This window comes from Algoriphagus sp. oki45, assembly GCF_036245605.1.
Lineage (GTDB): Bacteria > Bacteroidota > Bacteroidia > Cytophagales > Cyclobacteriaceae > Algoriphagus.
This window is the reverse complement of sequence record NZ_BTPC01000001.1, coordinates 2,000,544-2,024,119: the sequence shown is the minus strand read 5'-3', so window position 1 is coordinate 2,024,119 and position 23,576 is coordinate 2,000,544. Positions and strand designations below refer to the sequence as shown.

General features: G+C 45.4%; 22 protein-coding genes. 7 read left to right on the top strand and 15 right to left on the bottom strand.

What is annotated here, in order from left to right:
* Window positions 1–200 precede the first annotated feature (200 nt).
* Window positions 201–758 (top strand): hypothetical protein, encoded by a 558-nt coding sequence (locus AAA942_RS08770; RefSeq protein WP_338219865.1) that lies wholly within the window; start codon window positions 201–203, stop codon window positions 756–758.
* Between the two features lie 355 nt (window positions 759–1,113).
* Here the strand turns inward: AAA942_RS08770 and AAA942_RS08765 are convergent, their stop codons facing one another.
* Entirely contained in the window at window positions 1,114–2,538 is a 1,425-nt protein-coding gene (locus AAA942_RS08765) for a Gfo/Idh/MocA family protein (protein ID WP_338219864.1), read from the bottom strand.
* A gap of 174 nt (window positions 2,539–2,712) precedes the next feature.
* On the opposite strand from AAA942_RS08765, the gene AAA942_RS08760 reads away from it, so the two are divergent.
* The 4 genes from AAA942_RS08760 (at window position 2,713) to AAA942_RS08745 (ending at window position 6,744) form a co-directional block, all read left to right on the top strand.
* On the top strand, window positions 2,713–3,597 hold the full coding sequence (locus AAA942_RS08760; RefSeq protein ID WP_338219863.1) for a phytanoyl-CoA dioxygenase family protein: 885 nt from the start codon (window positions 2,713–2,715) through the stop codon (window positions 3,595–3,597).
* Window positions 3,598–3,800: 203 nt separating this feature from the next.
* Window positions 3,801–4,670, top strand: a complete 870-nt coding sequence (locus tag AAA942_RS08755) for a DUF808 domain-containing protein (protein WP_338219862.1) — start codon at window positions 3,801–3,803, stop codon at window positions 4,668–4,670.
* A 28-nt stretch (window positions 4,671–4,698) separates the two neighbouring features.
* Entirely contained in the window at window positions 4,699–5,721 is a 1,023-nt protein-coding gene (locus tag AAA942_RS08750; RefSeq protein WP_338219861.1) for a ThuA domain-containing protein, read from the top strand.
* Window positions 5,722–5,892: 171 nt separating this feature from the next.
* A complete protein-coding gene (locus AAA942_RS08745) occupies window positions 5,893–6,744 on the top strand; it encodes a sugar phosphate isomerase/epimerase family protein (protein ID WP_338219860.1) in 852 nt (283 codons plus the stop codon).
* 123 nt (window positions 6,745–6,867) lie between these two features.
* Here the strand turns inward: AAA942_RS08745 and AAA942_RS08740 are convergent, their stop codons facing one another.
* From AAA942_RS08740 to AAA942_RS08710, 7 genes are all read right to left on the bottom strand, one after another.
* Window positions 6,868–8,541 (bottom strand): N-acyl-D-amino-acid deacylase family protein, encoded by a 1,674-nt coding sequence (locus AAA942_RS08740; RefSeq protein WP_338219859.1) that lies wholly within the window; start codon window positions 8,539–8,541, stop codon window positions 6,868–6,870.
* 118 nt (window positions 8,542–8,659) lie between these two features.
* A complete protein-coding gene (locus AAA942_RS08735) occupies window positions 8,660–9,769 on the bottom strand; it encodes a serine hydrolase domain-containing protein (protein WP_338219858.1) in 1,110 nt (369 codons plus the stop codon).
* A gap of 40 nt (window positions 9,770–9,809) precedes the next feature.
* Window positions 9,810–10,247, bottom strand: coding sequence for a nuclear transport factor 2 family protein (locus tag AAA942_RS08730; protein ID WP_338219857.1), 438 nt, complete (start codon window positions 10,245–10,247; stop codon window positions 9,810–9,812).
* Between the two features lie 22 nt (window positions 10,248–10,269).
* Window positions 10,270–11,463 carry an MFS transporter gene (locus AAA942_RS08725; RefSeq protein WP_338219856.1) on the bottom strand — a complete coding sequence of 398 codons (1,194 nt, stop codon included), beginning with the start codon at window positions 11,461–11,463 and terminating at the stop codon, window positions 10,270–10,272.
* Window positions 11,464–11,482: 19 nt separating this feature from the next.
* Window positions 11,483–12,853: an ADP-ribosylglycohydrolase family protein gene (locus tag AAA942_RS08720; RefSeq protein ID WP_338219855.1), complete on the bottom strand. Its 1,371-nt coding sequence runs from the start codon at window positions 12,851–12,853 to the stop codon at window positions 11,483–11,485.
* A gap of 15 nt (window positions 12,854–12,868) precedes the next feature.
* Window positions 12,869–13,768, bottom strand: a complete 900-nt coding sequence (gene rbsK, locus AAA942_RS08715; RefSeq protein ID WP_338219854.1) for a ribokinase — start codon at window positions 13,766–13,768, stop codon at window positions 12,869–12,871.
* Between the two features lie 25 nt (window positions 13,769–13,793).
* Entirely contained in the window at window positions 13,794–14,795 is a 1,002-nt protein-coding gene (locus AAA942_RS08710; protein ID WP_338219853.1) for a multidrug DMT transporter permease, read from the bottom strand.
* A gap of 195 nt (window positions 14,796–14,990) precedes the next feature.
* On the opposite strand from AAA942_RS08710, the gene AAA942_RS08705 reads away from it, so the two are divergent.
* Window positions 14,991–16,379 (top strand): sulfatase family protein, encoded by a 1,389-nt coding sequence (locus AAA942_RS08705; RefSeq protein ID WP_338219852.1) that lies wholly within the window; start codon window positions 14,991–14,993, stop codon window positions 16,377–16,379.
* Window positions 16,380–16,384: 5 nt separating this feature from the next.
* On the opposite strand, the gene AAA942_RS08700 is transcribed toward AAA942_RS08705, so the two are convergent.
* The 4 genes from AAA942_RS08700 to AAA942_RS08685 all read right to left on the bottom strand — a co-directional run bounded on the left by AAA942_RS08700 (window position 16,385) and on the right by AAA942_RS08685 (window position 19,391).
* Window positions 16,385–17,221, bottom strand: a complete 837-nt coding sequence (locus AAA942_RS08700) for a DUF6671 family protein (protein WP_338219851.1) — start codon at window positions 17,219–17,221, stop codon at window positions 16,385–16,387.
* 10 nt (window positions 17,222–17,231) lie between these two features.
* Window positions 17,232–18,578 carry a dihydroorotase gene (locus AAA942_RS08695; protein WP_338219850.1) on the bottom strand — a complete coding sequence of 449 codons (1,347 nt, stop codon included), beginning with the start codon at window positions 18,576–18,578 and terminating at the stop codon, window positions 17,232–17,234.
* Window positions 18,579–18,703: 125 nt separating this feature from the next.
* Entirely contained in the window at window positions 18,704–18,976 is a 273-nt protein-coding gene (locus tag AAA942_RS08690) for a hypothetical protein (protein WP_338219849.1), read from the bottom strand.
* A gap of 4 nt (window positions 18,977–18,980) precedes the next feature.
* Complete coding sequence (locus tag AAA942_RS08685; protein ID WP_338219848.1) at window positions 18,981–19,391, bottom strand: SET domain-containing protein; 411 nt, start codon at window positions 19,389–19,391, stop codon at window positions 18,981–18,983.
* Window positions 19,392–19,512: 121 nt separating this feature from the next.
* Between AAA942_RS08685 and bla the strand changes: the two genes are divergently transcribed.
* Window positions 19,513–20,256, top strand: coding sequence for a subclass B1 metallo-beta-lactamase (bla, locus tag AAA942_RS08680; RefSeq protein ID WP_338219847.1), 744 nt, complete (start codon window positions 19,513–19,515; stop codon window positions 20,254–20,256).
* Window positions 20,257–20,419: 163 nt separating this feature from the next.
* On the opposite strand, the gene AAA942_RS08675 is transcribed toward bla, so the two are convergent.
* The 3 genes from AAA942_RS08675 to AAA942_RS08665 form a co-directional block, all read right to left on the bottom strand.
* The gene (locus AAA942_RS08675) at window positions 20,420–21,517 is read right to left on the bottom strand and encodes a serine hydrolase (protein ID WP_338219846.1); all 1,098 of its coding nucleotides are present in this window, start codon (window positions 21,515–21,517) and stop codon (window positions 20,420–20,422) included.
* A gap of 165 nt (window positions 21,518–21,682) precedes the next feature.
* Window positions 21,683–22,267, bottom strand: a complete 585-nt coding sequence (locus tag AAA942_RS08670; protein WP_338219845.1) for a porin family protein — start codon at window positions 22,265–22,267, stop codon at window positions 21,683–21,685.
* Window positions 22,268–22,394: 127 nt separating this feature from the next.
* Window positions 22,395–23,498, bottom strand: coding sequence for a DUF2855 family protein (locus tag AAA942_RS08665; protein WP_338219844.1), 1,104 nt, complete (start codon window positions 23,496–23,498; stop codon window positions 22,395–22,397).
* Window positions 23,499–23,576 lie beyond the last annotated feature (78 nt).

Sequence of the window (23,576 nt, the reverse complement as noted above, 5' to 3'; positions counted from 1 at the left end):
TGGACCAACTGAAGTTTGCCCTGGTAATTCCATTCCTGGAGGAACCCATACTTACACTGTAAATACTTTTCAACAGCCATTTGGGTGGGATGTTAATACATGCGGTGAGTACTTGTGGTGAGTGAAAAAAGATGGAATTCTAATTCATGAAAGTACTGGAACAAATAGTAATTCAATAAAGACCATAAAAATTGACTATTATGACTAAGCATATTCAAATCTTCTTTTTGATTTTAACCTTTATTCCCTTTTACTTATTCGCACAAGAAGACTCATTTCAAAGCTATCCAAAAAACAGCATTTATCTTGAAATTGGCGGTAATGCTGGGCAGTATGCCTTTAACTATGGTCGAACATTTCACCAAAATGGAAATGTCAAACTGGTTGGTAGTTTGGGATTTTCGTTTTGGGCTGACCCAATTGAAGGTTCTACCATTTGGAAACCAGCTTTACCAGTAGAGTTGGTTGCTCTGGTTGGGAAAAAAAGACATCACCTTGAATTGGGAGTTGGATTTACTCCATTCATTGAATCTCAAATTGATTCCGAATTTACCGCAGGGGGAATAATCCAAACGAAAGGCGACGGTTTCTTTGCTGCCCTAATTCCCTTCAGAATAGGTTATCGATATCAAAAGCCTCACAAAGGTTTTTTTTTCCGAATAGGTTATACACCCTTTTTCTCAATACCTACCAAAATGGATGAATCCTGGGATTTTCAGGCCATTCACGCAGGAATAGGACTAGGATACAATTTCTAACTGAATAGTAATTGTTTTCTACTAATTTTCAAATCTTAAGTGATTGCGGAATATGCACTCTTAATCTCCAATAATCCAAACTTATCAACCATCGCCAAAGAAACCTTCGCTGCTCGCCCTCAGACAGAAGTCCTTGAGCCCTTTCAGTTAAGTCCCTAAGCTATATCAATCCGCACCCCTGGTACGTGTTTGTGAATTATTCCCAACCGCCTCTTTTGGAGCGATTGGAAAGGCTGGAGAAGTAAGGTCGAAAGTGGTAAGGTGGAAAAGTTAGGAAGATTTTCGGACCATAAAAAAAGCTGTCAGATTTCTCCAACAGCAATTTTTCTCTAGACAAGTCCAAAACGTCAAGCGTCTATACTTTGTAAAACTCTTCCCAACCCTTTCTCGGAGGCAATCCCATCAGCAGTTGATTGGCCATCGAGTTGTTGGTAATTTGTTTGGTTTCCCGGTCAAACTCGAGTTTCAATCCCGTCCATTGCGCCAGCACGCCCAAGCAGAATACTTGACTGAGTGGTCCGGCTATCTCAAATGGAGATCTGGTTTTTTCTTCTCCTTTGCAGGCTTTCAGGAAGTTTTCAAAGTGGTTGGATGGGCTTTGAGGTACTTCTGGGAGCTTGGATTCCCATTCTTTGGCTTTTTCTGAAGGAATAATGGATAGGGTACTTCCATGAGACCCGCCTTTGAAGGTCAATTCTTTGCTGTAAATAATTTTTCCAGGATTGAGCTTGGCAGGTTGGATTTGTCCGTTGCTCGGTGGGGGAATGTTGGGATCAAGCTCCGATACCCCATAGCCATCGGGGACAGCAGGAATATTGTCCAACCCATCGTACCAAGTAATCGTCATGGGTGGCATAGCTCCCCGCTCAGGAAATTTGAATTCCAAGGTCGTGGACATGGGGAAGAAAAAGGAATTGTGACCGCTGAGTTTGGTAGGATTGATTTCATAAGGAAGTCCCAATTCCAAAAACTCATGCGCAGTATCCATGATGTGTGCTCCCCAGTCGCCCAAGGCACCCATACCGAAGTCATACCAACATCTCCACTGTCCATTGTGATAGTTCTTGTTAAATGCATGAGGTTGCGCCTGAGAAGTCCATACGTCCCAGTTTAGGGTGTCAGGAATAGTTTCCCCGGCGGGAAATTGACTGATATTCGGGTCCCATCCATGCCAGCGTCTCCGGCTGTTCATGTGGGCAGTCATGGCTGTGACATCCTTGATGATTCCTGCTTCTTTCCAGGTTTTAAACTGAAAGTAATTTCCTTCGGAATGGCCCTGATTTCCCATCTGGGTAGCCAGTTTAGGGTTTTTCTTTGCGGCGGCCATCATCAATTCCACTTCCAGGAATGTTCTTGCCATGGGCTTTTCCACATAGACATGCTTGCCTTCGGCCAAAGCCATCATGGTCACCGGAAAGTGGGAGAAGTCAGGAGTGGCAATGCTTACCGCTTCAAATTCCCCTCCGATCTCATCAAACATTTTGCGGAAATCCTGATATTTCTTTGCCTGAGGAAACATATTCATCACCTCCAGGGTCTGCTTGGCACCCATATCCACATCGCAAATCGCGACTATGTTACATAAACCAGTTTTGTGCAGGGCCTTGATGATTTCCGCTCCCCGATTGCCAATGCCGATGCAGGCCAAATTGACTTGGTCATTTGGGGCAACATATCCGTGGGACCTGCCCAAGACTTGGGGAGAAACGATCGTAAGACCGGAAAGACCGAGTACTGCCGTAGCACCGGTTTTGAGGAAGTCTCTTCGATTGGTGGACATAATAGGATGATTTTGGGTCAGAATTTTTACTGTTTCAATCTACCCAAACCCTCCCATAATTTTTGACTTACTGCAAAAAATCAACGGAAACCATTGCGGAGGCAAAATTTCTTGAATCAGACCTCTTTCTTTGGCATTTTTATTAACTTTTCTACTCTGACAAAACCCAAACCTATGCGTGACCTCGCCGACTTTCATCATCCGCTAACTGACCTTTTTTCTCAACCCAAATCTACTTCCGATTGGGACCGATACCGTCTCAGCCCAGAGCAAATCGACTTTTTCAAAGAAAATGGCTATTTGGCAGATATCAAGCTGCTGGATGAAACCCAAATCGAAGCCTTGAAAAAAGCACTCGATGAGGTCATGGACCCAAAGCATCCCATGCATCATCTTTTTCACGAGTTTCACAGCAATGAATCGGGAGATCCGAATAAGGTCCTTTTTCATTCTTTAGGCCATTGGAGAATAGCTGAGGCCTTTCACGATGTGATCTGGAACCCAGCTTTTCGCATGGTCGCGTCCCAACTGTTAGGAGATCGACCGGTTCGGTTTTGGCACGATCAGCTCTTTTGCAAGCCGGCCCATTATGGAGGAAATGTGGCTTGGCATCAGGATTACAGCTACTGGACCCGCACGATAGAGATGCAGCATCTGACTTGCTGGTGTGGCTTGGATGATGCTACTGAGGAAAATGGCTGTCTTCAGTACGTGCCGGGCTCGCATCGTTGGGGATTGCTGGAGAAGCCTGCACTTGCCGGAGAAATGGACGGCTTGATGGCTATGATGACTGAAGAGCAAAAGTCGAATTTCAAGCCGGTTGCCATTCCGCTCAAAGCCGGCCATGCGGCATTTCATCATCCGCTTTTAGTGCACGGCAGTTTCGCCAACTTTTCTCCCCGATCCAGAAAGGCTTTTGTGCTCAATGTCTTCGCAGACGGCACCGTTTCGGATACCAATGAACCGCTTTTGGAAGGTGTTCCTGTGATCCCCAAAGGAGAAAAAATGGGAGGAAAGTTTTTTCCTTTGATTTTTGATCCGAAGAGATTGGAAAATTGAAAGATTGGAAGATTTGAAAATTGGGTTTTATACTTCAGAGATTTTTTGGAGATAATTATTTCATATTCTATTCAAAAGCCCAACTTCTTTTTAGTTTCGTTCTCCTTTTTCCCTTTTTTCAAAACTGGCTTCTTCATATTTGAAATTAGGGTTGAAGGCTAGTAAAATTGTCGTAATTCCAAAATTGTAATTCGTAAATACACATGGCATCTGGACTATTTGCCTTACTTGATGATATCGCCACCATTATGGATGATGTGGCCACCATGACCAAAGTTGCAGCCAAAAAGACCTCTGGGATTTTGGGGGATGACTTAGCTGTCAATGCTGAAAAAGCCTCCGGGTTTATTTCAGACCGAGAGTTGCCGGTGCTATGGGCTATTTCCAAGGGCTCGTTGGTCAACAAGTTGATTATACTCCCTGTGGCCTTTTTGCTCAGTGCATTCGCGCCTGTGGTGGTTACCGTGATATTGGTTTTGGGAGGGATGTATCTGGCCTATGAAGGCGCCGAGAAGATTCTGGAATGGATTTTTCCTCATGCGCATGGGCATGAAAAAGTTGACTTGGAAGCAGATATCACTCCTGAACAGGTTTTGGCTCAGGAAAAGAAAAAAGTCAAATCTGCCATCACCACGGATTTTATTCTTTCCGTAGAGATTGTCATCATAGCCCTGGGTACTGTCGTCGATCAGCCGCTTAGTACCCAGATCGTTGTCGTTTCCATTATTGCCTTGCTTGCCACAGTTGGGGTGTATGGGTTGGTCGCTTTGATCGTAAGGATGGATGAGTTTGGGTACAAGCTGATTGCACTCAATCCAGAGGACAACACATTTTCGGATAAAATCGGAAGACTGCTGGTTCAGGCGCTGCCTTACCTGATTCGAATTATCGGGTTTGTCGGGACCATCGCCTTACTCTTGGTGGCGGGAGGGATTTTTTCCCACAATATTGACTTCTTCCATCATTTACTGCCCACTTGGCCGGGAATAATCAAAGATTTTGTCCTTGGGCTGGCTGTCGGGATAGTGATTTTGCTGCCAATTCTTATTTTTAAGAAAATCAAAGGCAAATAGAACGCCTAAAGCCCAAAATCTCTCAATTATGAACCGCCTTTCTTTTCGAATTGGATTCCTGTTTCTTCTTCTGTTTTCTGTAGCCAGTTTTGAGACCCTTGCTCAAAATGGAGTCACTTTTCTTCAATTTGAAGGAAAGGAAGGACCTGGAAAAGGAAAGCATATCGTCTTGATAGCAGGGGATGATGAATACCGCTCCGAGGAATCCATGCCCATGCTGGCGAAAATCCTTTCTGAAAGACATGGTTTCAAGACCACGGTTCTTTTTCCCATCCATCCCGAGACCGGTGACATCGTTCCCAATTATCAAAATAATATCCCTGGACTGGAGCATTTGGAGTCGGCCGATCTGATGATTATGTTGATTCGCTTCCGGGAGCTTCCTGACGAGCAAACCCAGCACATCGAGAATTTCCTTAAGGCCGGGAAGCCTATTATCGGCCTCCGAACGTCCACCCACGCTTTTGCTTATCAAAAAAACAAGGAGTCGAAATTTGCCAAGTGGACTTGGAACGGGAAAGAACCCGGTTGGGAAAAGGGATTTGGTAAGCGGATTTTCGGAGAAACTTGGGTCAACCACCATGGTATCCACGCCAAAGAAGGCTGCCGAGCACTGATCGATGGGGTTCAGCAGATGAATGATCACCCGGTTTTGCGGGGAGTAAAGGATATTTGGGTACCCGAAGACGTATATGGAATCCAAGGACTTCCTGAAAGTGCCACCGTACTCATTCAAGGCCAATCCACTGCGGGAATGGATGATCAAGCTCCTTTGATTTGGGAAAAGTCCGTGATGCCCATTGCCTGGACCAAGCCTTATCAGCTGGAAGGGGGAAAGGAAGGAATGGCCTTTGCCTCTACGATGGGTTCATCCATGGGTTTCCAAAGTGCAGATTTGCGAAGGTTGATAGTGAATGCTTCCCTTTGGCTTTTGGACCTATCCAACCAAATTAATCCCGAGCTCAATGTGGACTATGTAGGGGAATATCAGCCTACCATGTTTGGATTTGATACCTTCCGTAAAGGGATGAGGGTGGAGGATTTTAAATAAGTAGCAAGTAGCTGGTATCAAGTATCAAGAGTCGAGATGAAAGATGCAAGACTCATACTTACTGGTATTTGACCTTGCTCATTTGATAAGGCTTACTTTTTTACCATCTAACGTTGAACTTCGAACTAAGAACAAAAAGAAACAGCAAATAAGAATTGGACTTTAAGAGATATGAACAAAATAGGATTTAATGTGCTGGCCTGGTCAGCGGAGATTTCTGAGAATCTTTTTCCGATTCTGGATCGCTTGAAAGCCATTGGCTACGATGGAGCGGAGTTTTTTATCGGAGGTACGGATGAAAAAGCCTGTCGGGCAGTGGGAGATCACTGTAAAAATATCGGGCTGGAAGTCACCACTGTCACTGTGATGGGGGCAGATGAAAATCCCATTTCCTCGGATCCAAAAGTGAGGGAAAAAGCAAAAGAAAAGCTCCTATGGATTCTCGACCGAGCGGCAGACCTGAATTCCCAAGTGCTTTGCGGTCCCTATCATTCGGCCTTTGCCACTTTTGCGAGTAGAGCTCCTATCGAGGAAGAGTACATTTGGTCTGCGGAAGTACTTCACTTGGTAGCCGATCATGCGCAAAAGCTGGGAATTTTGATGACTCCAGAAGCGCTCAATCGTTTTGAGTGTTATCTGGCCAATACCATGGATCAGTTGGATTACCTGCTGGCCAAAGTCAATCATCCGAATGTTCAGGCCATGTTTGACACCCACCATGCCAATATGGAGGAGAAAAAGCTGGGCTTGGCTATTGAAAAGATTGCTCCTAGATTGGGTCATTTTCATATTTCTGAAAACGACCGAGGCACTCCGGGTTCTGGGCATGTACCTTGGGACGAAACCTTTGCGGCATTGAAAAAGGTGAATTACAAAGGCTGGTTGACCATCGAGGGATTTACCAGAAACGATCCCGCCTTTGCCAATTCCATCGGGGTGTGGAGGGAGTTTTCAGCACCATGGGATATGGCTGAAAATGGCTACAAACTGATTCGGGAAATGGGGGAGAAGTATGGATTGTGATTACGTTTTGGGAATTGTAAATTCCTGAAATAATAGGTCGAGATTGCAAATCTCGACCAGCGAAATCAGTGGATTTTTCCAGAAGATCCCCGCCAATTTTTAGGACGGGGATTTTTTGTGGATTTATTCTTTGGCACCGGGTCCTTTGACCACCCTCCCGGGTAGGGCTCCGGTGTGTTCTCCATCTTTGAGGACTTGAGTGCCATTGACAAGGACATGAACCATCCCGGTTGAGTATTGCATGGGGTCTTCAAAGGTGGCATGATCCTGAATTTTAGCCGGATCAAAAATCGCCAGATCCGCAAAGTAGCCTTCCTTCAGGGCTCCCCGATTTTTGATTTTCAGGTTGGTAGCTGGCAGAGTGGTAAGCTTGTAAATGGCTTCTTCTAAGGAAATCACTTTTTCATCCCTGACGTACTTTCCGAGGAGTCGGGAAAAGTTGCCAAATGCCCTAGGATGCGTACTTGACTTTAGAAATACCCCCTCATTGGCCAAAGAACCCCCATCCGAACCAAAACTCATATAAGGTAAGGCAATCTGTTTTTTGACATTTTCTTCCGACATGAGGAAATAAACCGTTCCAACCCGGCTTCCGTCCTGGACCACCAAGTCCATTGCCGTTTCGGCAGGGGAGGTGTTTCTCATGGCAGCAACTTCAGCTAGAGTTTTGCCAGTCAGGTATTTCAAACTGTCATTTTTGAAGCCGACCAAAATGATTTTATCCGGTCCTTCGACAGCCTGCATCAAACTTTCCCATTCAGTAGTTGGCGTGGTCATTTCTTGCATAACCTTCTTTCGGATGGCAGGATCTTGGAGTCGCTCAGCCCATTTATCGTATCCGCCTTCCTGAACCCAAGGAGGCATAGAAGCATCCAGTCCGGTTGCTCCTGCCACATAATTATACATGTCGGTGGTGATTTCCAGCCCGGCAGCTCTGGCGGAATCAATTTTGGCTACCACCTGATCGTATTTGCTCCAGTTGTCCCTTCCGCTCATTTTGAGGTGGTAGACTTCCGCGCGAATCCCCGCCTCGGAGGCGATGCGGATCAGCTCATCCAGACTTTCTAATAGTCGGACTCCCTCGCTTCGCATATGGGAGATATACATCCCATCGTATTCTGCTGCGACTTTGCACAGCTCAATCAACTCTTCTGTGCTGGCATAGAAAGCTGGAGCATAAATCAAAGATGACCCTACGCCCAAGGCTCCTTCTTCCATTGCCTGGCGAACCAGATTTTTCATTCTTTCCAGCTCTTCAGAACTTGGAGCCCGGTTTTCATACCCTAATTCGTGGATTCGGACGGTGGTAGCGCCTACAAATGAGGCTACGTTGGTAGCTACTCCTTTCTTCTCCAAAAAATCCAAATATTCCTTCAGCGTGGTCCAGGAAATTGGGTATTTAATATCCCCCTGGGATTTCAGCTCTTCGACTTTCATAGCCTCCGAAAGCGGTCCCATGGAATTACCTTCTCCAAAGACCTCCAAAGTGACCCCCTGCCGGATGTCACTCTGGGACTTGCCGTCCTCAATCAGGGACTCCACAGCCCAGCTCAGCATGTTTATGAAGCCGGGAGCCACGGCCAGTTCTGTGGCATCAATTTCCAAGGTGCCTACTGCGTTTTCCAGTTTGCCGATGGCTGCAATGGTATCTGCATTGATTCCCACATCGCCGATGTAAGATGGATTGCCAGAACCATCCAGAATCTGTCCGTTTTTGATTAAAACATCGAATTGTTGAGGTTTTTGGCAAGAAGAAATCCCAAATAGACAGATCAAAAGGAGATAAAAAGCTTTCATAGGATGGGGGTTGGTTTATGGAAAAGATAAGAAAACTATCTGAAATATTTGGGTGGACTGGACATAGGATTCCTTGAAAGCAAAATATTTAAAAAGTCAAGAATTGAGGTCTACGACATTAGGGTTTGGGTTGGTTTTTCTCTTTTTCCAAAAGGATCTTCTCAAATATCGGCGCCACCGCACTTCCTCTCCATCCTCCGGAGTAATTGGCAGCCATATACAAATCTAGCTCGGGGATAAAAACCACCTGCGTACCCCAAAAGCCGGAATGGCAATAGGCTTCCATTCCATTGATTTGGATTCGGTACATGCCCATTTGATAGTCCATTCGGGCTTTTTCAGGGTAACTGACTGGCTCTAGCATGATTTGTAAAGTCTCCGCTTTGTTAAAGATTTTTCCCTGAAACAAAGCCTGGAAGAAATCCACCAACTCCTGAGAGTTGGACACAATCCCACCCCCTCCAAAATAATCCATCGTGGGACTGAAAGCATAGGTGTCTCTTCCCTGCAAATACTTGTGAATCCTTAGCTGATCGGTTTGTGGATCTATGCGCTCAAAATTAGTCCGATCCAATCCCAAATTTTCCAATCTGAGCAGTTCCTTGATTCCTCCATCCAGCGATTTGTCGGTATACTTTTCGATCAATTCTCCCAAAATCAAATAGCCCGTATCCGAGTAGCTAAACTGCCCTCCGGGAGGACCAATGGGTTCTCCTTTTTCCACTCCCATCTTCAGTTGCTCGGTGCGAGTCCATTCGTGCTCAGGTGTACCAAGGACGATGTCAAAGAACTCAGGGGCATTCGTGTGATCAAAAAATCCAGCCGAATGCCTGAGAATTTGCCGAAGGGTGATTTGGTCCAGATCATAATCCTGAGCAAGGATTTGTGCATGCTCGGGGGAGATATGCTTTGAAATCGGGTCATTCAGACTCAAAATTCCTTTTTCCATCAGTCGAAGAATTGCTGCAGCCACAAAGGTTTTGGTGACGCTGGCGATTCGGAAGGTTTGCTCCACTTTTAAAGAGTCGCCAATAGAAAGGTTGTTGATTCCTGCGGCTCCTGACCAAGAGAGGCTCTCATCTCCAGATTCAATGGTAAAAAGGATTCCCGGGTTAGAGGTCGTGATTTCTGATTCAAGGACCTTTGCATAGTCTTGGGATTTGGAGGGGAAAGTAATCAAAGCCAAAAGGACTAAACTCAGGAAGGCAGAGATGGATTTCATTGACATTCGAATGGGAGTTTGAGAGGATCGATCGATAGAGTTGGGGTCATTCTTCCGGTATCGCCATGGTGTGGTTACCCAAAAGCTTCCATTGTCCATCTATCCAAGAATAAGTTCGCATAAAGTGATAAGTAGTAGGACTGGGGCCCCGGTCTACCACCGTGTATCCGCTGACGACTCCAGTCGTACCTAAGATGACCACTATCTGATCACGGGAGTTTCGGCCTTTGGTGGCATCGGTTTGGCCTTCCTGAATCCGTCTGGCGCGTGCCAAAACCGCTTCCTTACCATCAATCAATCCTGCATGGTTGTGCACCCAGATAAATTCCTCAGCCAGCAAATTCTCCAAATAACCTACCTCAGATTTCAACAATGCCTTTTCCCAGCCTAAATCTACTTGGAGTAATTCCTCGCCGGAAGTTTGAGCTAGGGAAGAAAAATAAAAGCAAAAAACAAAGGAAGTAATAAGTAGGAGTGTTTTCATTTATTTGGTTGATGTGAAATCATTAACTGACTTTTCCAAGTCGGACTTTTCTGTTCATTCGACGGGTCATTCCGACGATCAGTATCAGGAAGATACCCAAAAAGCCCAAAAGAAACCCATGTCCGGTGTAATAGGCGATTTTACCAAAAAGGAAAGGCATCAGCGTAATGCCCACGTAGGCACTGGCCATCTGAAGGCCCATAATTCGTTGGGAATGTTTTTCTCCAAAGTTGGCAGGAGTCTCGTGCAACAAACTGGGAAAGATGGGAGCACAGCCCAAGCCAACCAGCAAAAAACCAGGGAAAACGGTCACAGAAAAAGGTAAAGCGAGCATCACCAATCCAAATCCAATCACTGCCTGACCCAAATAGACCAATTGACGATTGGAAAAATGAGCCGTTAAAAATCCGGATAAAAACCTGCCCAAAGTGATTCCCAGAAAATACAGAGAAGTCAGCTTTGCGGCTTGATCAGGTTCAAATCCTTTAGTAAATACCAAGAAACTCGCTCCCCACATTCCAAAGGTTGCTTCTATGGTGCAATAACAAAAGAATACCAGCAAGGCCTGAGGTAGTCCGGGTAGCTGCAGCAGAGAGGAAAACAAGCCTGAAGAGGAAGTCTCTTCCGGATTTTCCAGATTGGAATGGCTTTTGATCCACAAGGGGATGGAAAAAAGCAGGATCAACACCAAGCCCAGCTGAATCCAGGCCAGTGTATTGTACCCACTGGACCATGAATCCCCCTTTGCCAAATAACTGCCCATGATCATGGGACCGATAGCGGCTCCCACTCCCCAAAAGCTGTGGAGCCAGTTCATCTGCCGGGCTTCGTAATTCAAGGCCACGTAATTGTTGAGAGCGGCATCCACTCCTCCAGCTCCTAAACCGAGAGGAACTGCCAAAATACAGAGGTAAAGAAATTCTCCAGAAAGCGAAAATCCCATTAGGGCAAGGGCCGTGGTCAATACGCTGAATGTAATCATCCGTGAGTAATCCAAGCCTTGAATAAGCTTCCCGCTCAATAAGCTTGAAATGACCGTTCCTGCGGCTACAATCATGGAAATGATTCCCCCATAATCCACCGGTACTTCCAAATCCGCATACATGGCTGGCCAGGCAGCACCCAATATGGAATCGGGGAGGCCCAGACTGATGAACGAAAGGTAGATGATCAGCAATAAAACCTGCTTTTTCCAGGGAGGAGTGGATTTCTGCACGGTAAGTGTAGGTTCAGGTTTAATTGCTGACTTTTGGTGGAATGGACCAAGTGTTTTGGCTCAGATCTATACCTCCCTGTAGCTCTTCTTGCACCACCCGATCTACAATCCAAACGCCCTTTTTTGCCATATTTTGAAATGTGTCGATTCCTTCACCTTCAAAGCCTATCCGGGTACGGTGAATGTGAAACCGATCTGAAAACTTTCTGCCAAAGGCTTCTTCTACCCCTTCCTTACCCAGCATAAATCCAATCAATCCTCCCCAAGTGGCGGTCGGATTATCAGAATCCCATCCTGCCAAGGCTCCGATTTTGATTGTTTCGATGAGATCTCCTTCCCCATAAAAAAGACTGACCAAGCTCGCAGCGAAGTTGATTCCTGCGGCAAAGCATGCATTGCAGGGGAGATTTCTGGAGGTCATGTCGTATCCGTCGAGTTGCTGGACCTGATATCGGTAGTAGACCGAATCTCTGGCCTGTTCCCATGAAATTCCCTCTTCGTACTTTGCTTTGACAAAATCATACATCTTGGCTGGGTAAGAGTTGGAAGGAAGGTAGACTTTGGATTTTTCAGCGATTTCCATCAGCCGATCTTTGATGGGAAGGGCTGGATCTGAGGCAGCTGCCAAAGAAAACATGCTCACATAGAATTCAGAAATCCACTGGCTTTCCATTCTTGCTGTAGTTTGGATAGGGAGCTGGGCCATTTTTACCGCCAAATCAGGCCTTCCTGGTGCATAAAGACCGAAGATTTCTGTTGTGAGCTGAGCATCGATCATTTCATACTCTGGGTTATTCTCCGGATCTCCGGTACCTGGAGGTACCAGTCCCTCTCTTATCAAGTCAAAGGCTTTCTGATTGGAAACCCATAGGAAGTTTTCTTCCTCCGTCTTGATATGCTTGAGCCAGCCTTCTCGGATCTGTTCCCCCGTGAGGAAGGAAGTCTGATTTCTGAGCAGCAATTCTTGATAGATGTATTCGATATCTGTATCATCATCCGCACCCCAAAGGGTATCCGGATCGGCAAAGACAAAATCGATGGTAGAAGAAAAAGGGCTAGGTTCTTCCCCAGACCAGATATTTGGCTGGTCGGGTTTTCCCCAGTCTTCCCGGGTGTAAAATGCCCCGGTCTTTTTATCTCCTATATCTCCGACTTTGTCCATTTCGGTCACCAAGCCGGTCCAATTGGCAATGCAGGTTCCTAGCCAGAATCCTTCAAGTCGGCTGGCATACTCTGACCGGTTCAGGATTAAGCCAGCCTCTTTTTGCCCAAAGGTGGCATAGCTTAGGTTTGGATTTTTCTCAGGTACCGGGTCGGTTACCGATTTGCTCCCGCATCCTAGAATCAGAAAGGCAAGCAGAGTGAAAGTCAGGTAGAAAGTGATTTTCATAGATATGGCTTTTTGTTAAAAAACTTCATTTCGAAAAGGAATAGACGGTTGAGCTCCCATTCGGGTGACCGCTATTCCAGAGGCCTTGTTGGCGGTTTGGATGGCCTTTTCCCAGTTCATTCCTTCTGCCAGAGCTACAGCCAATGTGCCGTTGAAAACATCTCCGGCAGCCGTGGTATCTACTGCATGGACTGGATGAGTGGGAATTAAAACCTGCATTTTTGAAGAATGAAAATAGGCTCCCTTTTCGCCCAAAGTAACAATGATATTTTGGACCCCTTTATCCAAAAACCAGTTTCCAATTTTTGAAAGAGCAGAATTATTTTCCAATGATATTCCGGTTAGTAGAGAAGCTTCGGTTTCGTTTGGAGTGATCAGAAAAAGGTTTTTGTAGATAGAATCCGGTAGGGCTTGAGCCGGAGCGGGATTAAGGATTAATTTTTTCCCTGCTATTTCCACGGATTTGGCGAGGCTGAGCAAGGTGGAAAGGGGAGTTTCGAGCTGGGAGAGGACTATGTCCGCTTCCTCCAAGGCATTTTCTGCCTTTGATAAATCCTCAGGTAGCAGATTCCCATTGGCTCCGGGGACAACCACGATTTGGTTTTCACCTGCTTGATCTACCATAATCAGCGCTACTCCTGAGGAGGTGTTTTTATCTTCCAATATCAATTCAGGAAATATCCCCTCCTGCTCCAGGCTTTTGCGGGTTTGCTGTCCAAAGAGGTCTTGGCCAAGTTTGGTCAGAAAGCTTACTTTTCCTCCCATGCGGGAGGCTGCGACTGCCTGATTGGCTCCTTTTCCGCCCTGAAAAAGAAAGAAATCTCCTCCAGTCAGGGTTTCACCGGGCAAAGGAAATCGGGAGGTTTTTACCACCATGTCTGTATTCGAACTGCCAACAACGAGAATGTTTGCCATGATTTTGGAAGATTTCGGGATGGAATCAGGCTAATTTGGAATAGATGATCAGTCCCAGACCCAAAAGGAAAAAGACAAACATCAGGTTAAGCAAATAGCCTTTGGACGGAGGCAGGGCTTTGAATTCTTTCCAGACAAATACACCCCAAAATGCGGCAACCATCGTAGCTCCTTGTCCCAACCCATAGGAAATCGCAGGCCCTGCTTTGTCGGCTGCAATGATGCTGAAGGACATTCCCACACACCAGATCAATCCCCCCAATATTCCCGTCAAGTGGGTTTTTAAGGAACCCCGAAAATAGGCAGAATAGGCAACGGGAGTCCCAACGAAGGGTTTTTTCATCAATAGCGTGTTGAAAAGGAAGTTGCTAAGAAAGATGCCAAGGGAAAAAACAAAGACTGCCGAATAGGGACTCAGCTTACCGGGAATGGGTTCCGTGAAATCCAGAAACATAGAATCGGCTACATACTTGTAGAAAAAGCCCATCAGTATTCCCGCTACCACAGACAGAATCAATCCCTTCGTGGAAGCGCTCGATTGGTTTTGATTTAGGCTCCGGTAGGCTTTGGCATTGAGTAGAATGGCTAAGGTGACCAATGCCACTCCTGCAAAAAGGATAGCTACGTTGCCAATCGGGTTCTGGACATAATTGACCACTACTCCGATAACCAAGGCAAGACCGATTCCCACCGGGAAAGCGACCGCCATACCAGATATTGCAATTGCGGCTCCCAAAAGGATATTGGCAGCATTGAAGACCACTCCTCCCCAAAGTGCTGAAAGTAGTGCCTCCCGATCCCCTTGCATCAGATCCGGGATAAAACTCCTCCCATCTGCTCCCCAACTACCCAAAGTCAGCCCGAAAATCAGGGAGAGCAAGACGATCCCCAAGACATAATCCCAATAAAACAGTTCAAAGCGCCAGGAAGATGAGGCCAACTTTTGGGTATTGGCCCAAGATCCCCAACAGAGCATGGTGATCACGCTGAAAAGGACCGCCATGGAATAGGTTTCGATGATGAACATAGGTTAGAATAGGTTTTTTGGGATAAAATCTTGGGCTTGCCTGATTTTAAATGTTGTGATAATTCCAGAGGATTTCAAATTTTGAGTCGAAATTGCTGTGATAATATTTGGAGTAAGTTCGGAAAATCAGTGAAATATTTTGAATTCCATGAGAGTGCAGGGTGGGGGAATAAGCCTGAAAAGTTATTTTGGCACATGAAAAAATCAATCTTCTGTTTTCTTTTCCTCCTGATTGGAGTTTCTGGGCATGCTCAGGAATCCAGGCCCAATATCATTTTTATCCTGACTGACGATCAGCGTTGGGATGCCTTGGGTTTTGCCGGAAATACGATCATCCAAACTCCCGAAATGGATCGCTTGGCCTCCGAGGGAACCTACTTCGAAAATGCCTTTGTCACCACTCCGATTTGTGCGGCAAGCAGGGCGAGTATTCTCACCGGACTGTATGAGCGAACACACGGCTACACCTTTGGGCAAGGGGATATCAAGGAGCCATTTATGAATCAATCCTATCCAGCCGAGCTTCGCAAAGCTGGCTATTTCACCGGTTTTTTCGGTAAGTTTGGAGTGAATTACCCTGGATTTTCCGAGCTTTTTGATGTAGGAGAAGACTACGACCGAAATGGGAAATTTAAAGATCGAAGAGGGTATTTTTTCAAAACAATAGGACAAGATACGGTCCATCTGACCAGGTATACTGGACAGCAAGCCATTGATTTTATTCAGAATGCTCCCAGCGAAAAACCCTTCATGCTGTCTCTGAGCTTTAGCGCACCCCATGCTCATGATCCGGCCGAATTGCAATACTTCTGGTCTCCGGAATTTGACCATTTGTATGAAGATGTGGTGATTCCCGACCCGATTATGGCTTCAGAGGCAGAGTTCTTAGCTCAGCCGGAATACGTTCGGACAGGGGAAAATCGAACTCGCTGGTATTGGCGCTATGATACGCCGGAAAAATATCAGCATAGCGTCAAAGGCTACTACCGAATGATCTCAGAGGTAGATGCTGAAATCGGAAAGATTCGAAAGGTTCTGGCTGAAAAAAGAATGGATAAGAATACCGTGATTATTCTTATGGGCGATAATGGGTATTTCCTTGGTGAAAGGCAGTTGGCAGGCAAGTGGCTGATGTACGACAATTCTTTTCGGGTTCCTTTACTGGTCTTTGACCCCCGAACGACTGGAGGTAAACGAGAATCCGGATTTGCTCTGAACATCGATGTGGCAGCGACTATTTTGGAACTGGCGGGAGCTAAAATTCCCAAAGTTTATCAGGGACTTTCGCTCCAATCTTCTGCTCTGGGGAAGAGAAATGAGGTTCTTATCGAGCACCTGTGGCAAACCCCGATCATCGCACCCAGTGAGGCGATCCGGACTGAGCGTTGGAAATATTTCCGCTACATCAATGATCCGGAATGGGAGGAGCTCTACGACCTGAGTGTTGATCCTTTGGAACAAAACAATTTGGCTAGTAATTCTGCCTTCCAAACTGATCTAGCCAAGCTGAGGAAAAAGATGGAAGCTCAAATTGAGGCTTTTTTGAAGGAAAGAAAAAAGCTTCTGCTGGAAGATTCACAATAAATTCCTCAAGGATTGCAGCGGTCGCAGTACATGGGGTCTTCTTCCGTTTTTCCTTTGGGGAAAAGAATTCGCTCTTGATGACTGCAATGCCCGCAAGTTCTGATTTCGGCCAAAATAGATCTAGTCGGACTGCCACACCAGCTACAGGGAAGGCCCGACTCCCAGTTAGTCACTCCAAACCCTGGAGTTTGACATGCTGGGCAGAGGGATTGGATTTTTTGCAAAAGCTTTTCTCCGGCTTCCCGAATCACCTGCATACGGGTTGGGTTGAGGTGGGCTCGCATATCAGTCTCTGCATACCCTTTCCCAAAGGCATTTAGCAGCTGCTCTGCTTTCTCTTTTAATGTTTCCCAAGTCACAATTCCTTTGCTCATGCCTTCCAGGCTTTCCTTTGCTTTTTTCAGGATCAGCCCGTGACTGGGGAATTGGACTTGCTTCGCAAAGTTTTCCAGTTGCTCCCAAGAATCAAATTCCAAGTAGGAATAGTTGGTTTCAGTGGACAGATGACGGATATGGATTTGCCATCCGTTTTTTCGGTCGGAAAATAGTAACCATTCTTCATCAGCAGGCAAAAAGAACAAGGAAGGATGGGCCCCAAATGAGCCTTCACTGGCTAAGGCCAAGTCTGCACCCAAAAGATCCATGGCCCAATCGCATTTCTTTTTGGCTGTAGTCAGTGGGTCGTCCTCTCTCTCTTTTTCTCCAGAGAAAGTGCCCAGTAAATCCGTGTCCAAACTTTCCGGGACAACTATTTTCACTCCCAGAGCCTTTTCAAACAATGGCCCTAAGACCTGCTCTTTTTGGTGCTTGGTAGCCAAAATCAGGGTGCGGCCGGCAAACATGAGAGAAGATTTAGGCTTTGGATTTGTCTAGTGCTTTTCCTGTTACACTTTCATCAAAGCTGCCCTGATCGAAGACTTGGTGCCCATTGACCCAAGTTTTGAGCACTTGGCTGTGGAAAGTCGTGCCTTCCAGAGGAGACCAGCCGCATTTGTAGAGGATATTGTCCTTACTCACTGTCCATGGGGAATCCAAATCCACCAAGGTCAGGTCTGCAAAATACCCTTCCCGGATATAACCTCTTCGGTCGATTTGGTACAGGATGGCCGGATTGTGACACATTTTTTCTACGATTTTCTCAAGGGAGATTTTTCCCTGCTTATGAAACTCCAGAAGGCAAACCACCGAATGCTGTACCAAAGGAGCACCGGACATGGACTGGAAATAAGGTTTGAGTTTCTCATCAATCGCATGAGGGGCATGGTCAGTTGTAATCAGATCGATTCGGTCATCCAAAAGGGCCTCCAACAAGCCGTCTGCATCCTTTTGGGTTTTGATCGCGGGGTTCCATTTGATCAGGGTTCCTTTGGATTCATAGTCTTTGTCGGAAAACCATAAGTGATGAACCGAAACTTCGGTAGTGATCTTTTTCTCTTTGAGAGGGATGTCATTTCTGAAGAGAGAGGTCTCTTTGGCTGTGCTCAGGTGGAGGATGTGAAGTCGAGCTCCATGCTTCTCTGCCAGAGCTATCGCCCGCTCGGTGGCTTCATAGCAAGCTTGTTCACTGCGGATGATCGGATGGAATTTCACCGGCACATCGTCCCCGTACTTTTCCCGGTATTCCTCCTCGTTTTTCTCTATGATTTCTTCTTTCTCCGAATGGATGGCCAGGATTCCTTTATGCGAGGAAAATATCCTTTCCAGCATATCAGGTCGGTCGGCGAGGATATTTCCTTTTCCTGAAAAATAAAGCCCATCGTCCGTGATAGCCAAAAGGTCGGAAGTGTCCCACTGAAGGACTTCTTCCAGATTATCTCCATTGATACCGAGCAGGAAAGCATAATTGGCCAAGGATTTTTCTGCAGCAATCCGGTACTTCTCAGCCAGCAACTCCAAAGTAAGGGTATTGGGCCGGGTATTGGGCATATCGATGAAAGAAGTGACGCCGCCTGCCACGGCTGCCCGGCTTTCTGACCTGAGGTCTGCTTTGTGGGTCAAGCCAGGATCTCTGAAGTGTACCTGTCCATCAATGGCTCCCGGTAGCAGGTATTTGCCTCTTCCGTCCACGATGACTTCCGCTTCTTCGGCAGGGATTTGACCGATTTTTTTGATTAATTCTCCCGAGATGAGAACATCAGCTACTTGGATTTGGCCTTCATTGACCACATGGGCCTGCTGGATGAGGATAGTTTTGCTCATGAGTAGAAAGAGGATTGCTTGGGCCTACAAAGAAAAGACAGGATGCGTCCAAATCCTAAAATCAAATTAAGTAAGCTTGGGAAACCCCGGCCATACATTTTTTCACTGCCCCCTTCTATTCGGGATCATTTATTAAATTTTCCTCCCCCAGCCATCTTGGCCGAAAGATCAGGAAGTCCTTTTGCGGAGCTTGCATCTATTTTGTGCATCACCCCTTTTGGGCCGATTTTGGGGCCAAAGCCGTCGTCTTTCTGGAAAAGCTCTTCCGGATTACCAGTCTTCTTCTTGCCTTTTTTAGGCTGGGATACTGGGATACCTGCTTTTGGTACATCTTCTCCAATGGGATGAAGTGTGTTTTTGATTTCGTTAGATGCGGGGTTGATTTTTCGTTTAGCCATGGTTTTATGGGATTTTGTGGAAAGATTCGGCAGAAGGGCCATAATGAATAGTCAACTCCTCGTGGGCTTGGATGGGTACCCTTGCTTTGAATACGATCAGTTGGTTTTTGATCTGTCGGGAATAGCTGCAATTTGGCTCAAAAGAGTGATTGTATAAAGACCCATAGCCCAGGACCACAGCAAGTGATTTTTTTCTTCGGTCCCAAAGAAAAACATACCGTTCGAGCAAGTGACCGGAGAGTCGATAAAGCTCCGGTGCCTCCCAAGGGATAATCGGACACTTTTCGATTACTTCACCTTTTCGGAAGGCTCTTCCGGCAAAGACTCCCCGGCCCTTGGGCCCTGCATCAGCCACATAAAGGCCGGAGCTTCCAGTGATTTTTTGGGAATAGGGTTCGATGACAAGGCTATCCATGAGATTAGCTTTTTAAGAAAAAACTGAAATAAGTTAGGAAATAGGACAGCTATTCTCAACTGGTCTTAAGGGGGAGGACCAAACTATTTTTAGTACCTTTCTTCAGTTAAAATCCCCGGCCATGAAGATGAAAGTTCTACTTGGATTCTTACTCCTGAATTGGATAAGTTTTTCGCTTTTTGCTCAGCAAGATTCCCTTGTTTACCAATCGGAAACTCTTCAAATCAGGCAAGTCAGTCCAAGTGTGTTTGTTCATGTCAGCTATTTGGAAACGCAGGATTTTGGAAAGGTAGGCTGCAATGGGATGGTGGTGATAGATCAAAGGAAGGCGTTGGTTTTTGATACTCCGACTAGTGACCAAGTCAGTGAGGAGCTAATCTCATGGTTGGAAAAGGGGAAGAACGTGGAGGTAAAAGCGGTATTGGCTACCCATTTTCATGACGATTGTCTGGGTGGACTGGAGGCTTTTCATGCTCGGGGAATCCCTTCTTTTGCGTCTGATCGGACGATTGATTTGGCACAAAAAGCAGGTGAGTCTGTACCTCAAAATGGCTTTGGAGATGAGTTGAGTCAGCGGGTGGGTGATTTGGAGGTGATATCCCGGTTTTTCGGAGAAGGACATACCCGAGACAATGTCGTGGCCTATGTGCCTTCCGATCGGGTACTTTTTGGAGGATGTCTGGTAAAAGAATTGAATGCCTCAGTTGGCTATTTGGGCGATGCGAATGTTGGATCTTGGTCAGAAACGATAAGAGGGATCAAATCTGGTTTTGGAGAGGTGGAAAAGGTCATTCCCGGACATGGCAAAGTCGGAGGAGTGGAATTGCTGGAGTATACGATGCGGTTGTTTGAAGATAAGCCTTGACGAGTTTTTTCTTTTTTGATCAGTAAACCAGGTGATTGACTCGTGATTTTCCGGAGATGCAACAAATCTTTCGAAAACAAGGATTAAGAGGCTTGAAAAAGAATATAACTTTCATAGAACCTGTGCCTAGGCCTAGTTTTTATTGTTCTTCCAAGTCAGACACTTAATCATTTTCCCTGACAGGAATTCGCTCCTGAATTTTTTTTCTAAAGGAGGAATTTTCAAGCACTTCCTGTTCAAATTCACTCATTGACATTTGCAATCGAGTGGACTCTAGTATGGATAAGTCATTGAGAAAATAAGCCATTTCGGTCCGGTTTCCCTTTTTGTCAGTGGCATAGAGGGCCTTGGTCAGGACAAAAGCTGTAGAACCACCTTTGGAACCTCTGTGCTGATATTTTTCCTGATTCGACGGATTTTCCATACTCTGCTCCAACACTTCGTGTAAGTGCTGCTGGGTTGCTTTGGAAAAATAGGCTCTTCGGTTGATTTTTTCCATTACTGAAACATAGTCTTCTACAGTAGATGAAGGCAGACGATCTGACCAAATTTTTTGAATAGGAAGACTGAGATCTCCGAGGTCTTTTTTGTAAGTGGAATCGTTGATCAGTTTTTGATGAATATCCAGAGTGGATTGGATATACTCCTCTGGACTGAGAGCTTTCATTTTTCCCTCCAATTCCTCTCCTGCAAGTCCCGGAAACAATTCTTTGCCTACAAACAATGCCGAAACAATGGGGTATATTTCAGTGTGTTGATTGATCCCCAAGCTGTCCAAAATTCCGTTGACCCGGTCGTACCCTAGCCTGTATAGGAGCCATTCCGTGTTCGCGTTGGAGCTATACCTGATCATCCCTTTGGCAACTTCTCTCAAAGGAATTCGCTCATTTTGGACATTTTCCCGAATAGACTCAAGCCAAGCGGGATGTGCACCTCCATCTGTATTGGCGACATAGAGTTGGTCCAATTCTTCCAAAGAAACCAACTCCTCGGGGTCGATTTCTCCTGAAGCAGCCTGTTCTGCGTAGGCTATTGCCAAAATGATTTTTACCGTACTGGCCAATGGCATTACTTTATCTACTGACTGCTTTACCAGTACAGAATCATTCCTTACTAAAAGAATAGCGGTTCTTTCCGGGTTTTCTTTCAAAAAGTCCAGCACTTTCTCTCCGTCCGGGGAAAAATAGTATACTCCTAATGCAAAAAGGGAAAGAGCCAAACCCACTAAAATTCCCAGACCGATTAAAATTTTCCTGATCATTTTTACCTGGTTTATTTTGAAAAAAGGAAACTGAAATATGCGGTGATGAAAAATTAAGAAAAAAGAGACTGACACCCAAAGGACAAGCTTTGAATAAATACCGCAGTTCTATTCAAGAAGGATTAGGAAAAAACAGATTTACTGATTTTTCAATCAGGGAATGCATCAGAAAATGCGATAGGCCAGCCCAAGGTAAACGACACTGTTTTTGAGCTCCCTGCCTCTGACTAGATTGGTCAGTCCCTGACTGTAGCGCAGACCTACACTCCAATCCTCATCCCATGGGTAACCTACGCCGACGTTAATGGAAAAATCAAAGGTCTCAAAGTCTTCTAGGCGGAGATTGTCCGGCACTGATTTGGTGGTATTGATCGTTTGCAGTCCCAATTGGGGTCCAACTTCGGAGTACCATCTGTCTTGTGTCCACTTGAGCATCAAGGGGAAATTAAGGTATGTGATTTTATAGCGTCCATTTTCCTTTGAACTCTCTCCTTGAAGAGACCAAATGGCCTCGGGTTGAATTTTGAGTGTTTTGGAAAGCTTAAATGTCCCAAAAGCTCCTATGGAATATCCCACTTTTCGATCACTTTCAGGAAGGGCATCACGGCCCCATAGTTCTGCAAAATTTACCCCTGCTTTAACCCCATAAGCTGACTGGCCTTTTAAGGAATTTTCTGTTTCTTGGCCGAAAACCCGGCAAGTAATCATCAGACCAAGCCACAAAAGACAAATCAGAATTGTTCGACTCATTATAGTAAGGAGTTTTAGATTGCCGATTCGTTAAAAATAGGCTATTTGGATTAAAACAAAGGGATTCCAGAGAAAAGGAATAGAATAATTAATTTTTGATGAATCCTTTTTCTTGATTTCAGGATAGTCATGGAGCTATGCGGATGATATGTCCATGAGCCGGATTCATTTTGCCCAAAAGCATATCTGGGTAAAGTTCAGATAAACTGGCCAGGCCCAGATGTTCTTGAATTTGGATTTTGTCTCGGATAGAATCATAAAAATGATTCCAAGCCATGCCTAAACGTACATGAAATTCATCTATTCCCCATTCTTTTTGTCTTTTTTCTGCGAAAGTAGGGGCAAAGAAAAACTCTCCTTTTTGTGGAAGTTTTTCATCTCCTTTTCGGCCTTGCCAATCGACTAAGCCCACCAGACAATTATAGACCAATTGCTCTTTCAGGAGATTTTGTAGTTTGAATTGAGTGTTGTGATTGCCTGTAAAGTCTATCACAATATGCTTTTTTTCAGGATCGAGAAGTCCTATTTCATCATAGCTGAGGATTTGATCGTACCAGCCCAAGCTGGAAACAAAACCTTTATTTTCCTTTGAAGTCAGGCCAATAATGTGTAGGTCTTTGCTTACCTTCTTTTTTCGGTTCGACAGAAGGCAAGCAAGTACTTGGGCTGTTTTGCTGGAAGCACTGGTCAATACCACTTGATTTGCCTGAAAGTAATTCTCAGATTTCAAATGGTCTTCAATCAAAAAAGAAGTCACGAACAAAGGCCTAAAAATAGAAATCAAACTTTCCGATTCAGGAGTGATGGAAGGGTCATTTGCCAAATTAAAATAAAAATTATAAACACCGGGAAGTTGCTGCCGATGAGTTGATTGGTCGACAAAACCACTTTGGCTCACTCTGCCAGGTGAAGTCACCAAATGAGTACTCATTGGAAAAAATCCGTAAAAACGCTCTCCTTTTTGGACTTCAGGATGGGTTGAGTCTATCACTTTTGCAAAGCCCCAAGTGGGGATAATTCCGTAGCCTTCCTGTGTAGGAAAGAAGCTCCAGTATCCCAATTTGTCTCCACTTACTCCATAAGTAATATTATTGGAAGTGAAAGAAAAGAACTGAATTTCCAAAAGGACTTGATCTGGGGAGAGTTCAGTAGTAAAGGGCCTTTCAAGGAGAAGGGTTTCTTGAAGTTGGTCCCGTTGGACCAAAAAGTCAAAGATTTGAAGTGTTTTCACAGGTTGAATTTTGATTATTCAAGGTAGGGAATTTGAGAATAATATCGGATTGGCATAAATACCCAGGTGCTTCTTCCC

Coding starts and splice junctions, on each gene's coding strand:
- AAA942_RS08695 (WP_338219850.1), bottom strand. CDS start 18,578: ATGAGCAAAACTATCCTCATCCAGCAGGCCCATGTGGTCAATGAAGGC.
- AAA942_RS08745 (WP_338219860.1), top strand. CDS start 5,893: ATGAACAAAATAGGATTTAATGTGCTGGCCTGGTCAGCGGAGATTTCT.
- AAA942_RS08720 (WP_338219855.1), bottom strand. CDS start 12,853: ATGAAAATCACTTTCTACCTGACTTTCACTCTGCTTGCCTTTCTGATT.
- AAA942_RS08770 (WP_338219865.1), top strand. CDS start 201: ATGACTAAGCATATTCAAATCTTCTTTTTGATTTTAACCTTTATTCCC.
- AAA942_RS08690 (WP_338219849.1), bottom strand. CDS start 18,976: ATGGCTAAACGAAAAATCAACCCCGCATCTAACGAAATCAAAAACACA.
- AAA942_RS08765 (WP_338219864.1), bottom strand. CDS start 2,538: ATGTCCACCAATCGAAGAGACTTCCTCAAAACCGGTGCTACGGCAGTA.
- AAA942_RS08735 (WP_338219858.1), bottom strand. CDS start 9,769: ATGTCAATGAAATCCATCTCTGCCTTCCTGAGTTTAGTCCTTTTGGCT.
- AAA942_RS08700 (WP_338219851.1), bottom strand. CDS start 17,221: ATGTTTGCCGGCCGCACCCTGATTTTGGCTACCAAGCACCAAAAAGAG.
- AAA942_RS08730 (WP_338219857.1), bottom strand. CDS start 10,247: ATGAAAACACTCCTACTTATTACTTCCTTTGTTTTTTGCTTTTATTTT.
- AAA942_RS08670 (WP_338219845.1), bottom strand. CDS start 22,267: ATGAGTCGAACAATTCTGATTTGTCTTTTGTGGCTTGGTCTGATGATT.
- AAA942_RS08685 (WP_338219848.1), bottom strand. CDS start 19,391: ATGGATAGCCTTGTCATCGAACCCTATTCCCAAAAAATCACTGGAAGC.
- rbsK (WP_338219854.1), bottom strand. CDS start 13,768: ATGGCAAACATTCTCGTTGTTGGCAGTTCGAATACAGACATGGTGGTA.
- AAA942_RS08705 (WP_338219852.1), top strand. CDS start 14,991: ATGAAAAAATCAATCTTCTGTTTTCTTTTCCTCCTGATTGGAGTTTCT.
- AAA942_RS08755 (WP_338219862.1), top strand. CDS start 3,801: ATGGCATCTGGACTATTTGCCTTACTTGATGATATCGCCACCATTATG.
- AAA942_RS08750 (WP_338219861.1), top strand. CDS start 4,699: ATGAACCGCCTTTCTTTTCGAATTGGATTCCTGTTTCTTCTTCTGTTT.
- bla (WP_338219847.1), top strand. CDS start 19,513: ATGAAGATGAAAGTTCTACTTGGATTCTTACTCCTGAATTGGATAAGT.
- AAA942_RS08675 (WP_338219846.1), bottom strand. CDS start 21,517: ATGATCAGGAAAATTTTAATCGGTCTGGGAATTTTAGTGGGTTTGGCT.
- AAA942_RS08710 (WP_338219853.1), bottom strand. CDS start 14,795: ATGTTCATCATCGAAACCTATTCCATGGCGGTCCTTTTCAGCGTGATC.
- AAA942_RS08760 (WP_338219863.1), top strand. CDS start 2,713: ATGCGTGACCTCGCCGACTTTCATCATCCGCTAACTGACCTTTTTTCT.
- AAA942_RS08740 (WP_338219859.1), bottom strand. CDS start 8,541: ATGAAAGCTTTTTATCTCCTTTTGATCTGTCTATTTGGGATTTCTTCT.